A 2,181-nucleotide genomic window follows, 5' to 3' on the forward strand; every position below is an offset into this window, starting at 1 on the left:
CTCTAGCTTCTACCCTTCTAGTAACATTACCGTAGTAGATAGATATGGTAAAATTGTAGCTATTATTCCTATAGATAGTCAAGGATGGGATGGAACTTACAATGGAAAACAACTCCCTTCTAGCGACTATTGGTTTAAAATTCAACTCGTAGATAGAAAAGGAAAAATACATCAACATCAAGGACACTTCTCTATCTTAAGAAAATAAGTTTATTTATTTCAGTTTTCTCTTTTTTATTTGATTAAAAGTAGGGAAAACTGATTTTTAATTGTTTTATTTGTTACATACTTTTTTTAAAATATGAAGTCAAAACTACCTCTAAGTATTATATTATTATTTATTGCTTCTTTTTCCCTAAAAGCGCAAACAATAGAAGTAAACACTGCTAGTCAAACAGAAGCAGAATATACTCCTCAAGATCTTATCGAAAAAGTTCTAATTAACAACAGTTGTGCAACAGTTACAAACATAACTTCTTCTGTTTTTGGAGCTCCCACTGATACACAAAACAAAAGTTATGGATACTTTAAAGCCAAGCCTGGAAGTAAATTTCCTTTTAAAGAAGGTATTGTTATCTCTACTGGTAAAGCTTATTCCATAGGACAAGTTGGTACTACAAGTTTAGATACTGGTACCACAGGAAATAATGACGCTGATTTAGGAGCTTCTTTAGGAGAACCTAACTTACTTGATGCAAGTGTTATTGAATTTGATTTTGTTCCTAAATCTGATGAAATAAGTTTTCGTTATTTAATGGCATCCGAAGAATATCAAAATAATTATCCTTGTAGTTATGCTGATGGATTTGCTTTCTTGTTAAGAGAATCGGGAACAACAACTTATACAAATTTAGCTGTATTACCTGGTACTACAACTCCTGTAAGTGTAACAAATGTACACGGTCCTATTTCTGGTGGTGGAGGTTGTGCAGCAGCCAACCCTACTTATTTCGCTGGCAATAAGCTAGGTGACACTAATTTTGATGGAAGAACAACTATTCTAACTGCTAAGGGTAAAGTGAAACCTAATGTCACTTATCATATAAAATTAGTTATTGCTGATAATAGAGATAATAGACTAGATTCAGCAGTATTTTTAGAAAAAGGAAGTTTTAATTTAGGATTAAATTTAGGAACAGATTTTTTATCAGCAACAAACACTTCTGTTTGTGGAACAGAAAAATTATTATCCTCTAATATTACTGCTGATTCATATCAATGGTATAAAGATGATGTTATAATTCCAGGAGCTACAAATAAAGATTATTTAGCCAACTTAGGTAATGGTAAATATACTTGTAAAATTACAACAGGTACTTGTAGTGACGAAGATGATGTTACCCTAGAATTTTCTGCTGCTCCTGTAAACAATACTGCTATTACACCACTTGCTACATGCAGCAATAATTTAGCTACTAATATAGATTTAACAACTAAAACAAATGAAATTTTAGCAGGTCAGAGTAATACAACATTTGAAGTATTATTTTACTCAGATGCAGCATACACTACTCAAATTACAACGCCAACCACCCATGTAAATAATACTGCTGATGATACTATTTATGTAAGAATTAGAAATAGAACTGCAACAAATTGCTTTGTTGATTCTTCTTTTAAATCACAAATTTTTGGTCAACCTATTCCACAGACGCCTGTTGATTATGAAGAATGTGATGATACTGCTAATGGTGGAGACACAGATGGTTTCTTTAATAATTTCTTGTTAAACTCTAAAGACAATGAAATTTTAGGTACGCTTCCTACTGCAACTTATGAAGTTTCTTATCATACTACATTATCTGGTGCTAACACAGATAAAAACACAGACGTAATTGATAAAAACACTCCATACAGAAATGCCACAGCTAATTCTCAAACGATTTATGTTAGGGTAGAAAATAAAAATAACCCTGCTTGTAATGATACTTCTAAATCTTTTAATTTAATTGTAAATCCATTACCAGTAGTAAATAACCCTATAGTTGTTAGGCAATGTGATACTGATGCTGATTTAAACACAAGTATCAACCTTACATTATCACAAATGAATATTTCTGCTAATCACGCTAATGAAACATTCAAATACTATCCTACTCAAAATGATGCTATTAATAATACTGCTGAAATAACTAATACCACTGCACATCCTGTTACAAATGGTGATGTTATTTGGGTAAG

At 31.6% G+C, this 2,181-nt stretch carries 2 protein-coding genes; both read left to right on the top strand.

Going from position 1 to position 2,181, the window contains the following annotated elements; genetic code table 11:
- The coding region (locus F7018_RS16485) for a T9SS type B sorting domain-containing protein (RefSeq protein WP_150901207.1) at positions 1 to 208 on the top strand (208 nt) is incomplete at its 5' end.
- Positions 209 to 301: 93 nt separating this feature from the next.
- The coding region (locus F7018_RS16490; RefSeq protein WP_217701392.1) for a choice-of-anchor L domain-containing protein at positions 302 to 2,181 on the top strand (1,880 nt) is incomplete at its 3' end.

The sequence above is a fragment of the Tenacibaculum aiptasiae genome, assembly GCF_008806755.1.
Taxonomy (GTDB): domain Bacteria; phylum Bacteroidota; class Bacteroidia; order Flavobacteriales; family Flavobacteriaceae; genus Polaribacter; species Polaribacter aiptasiae.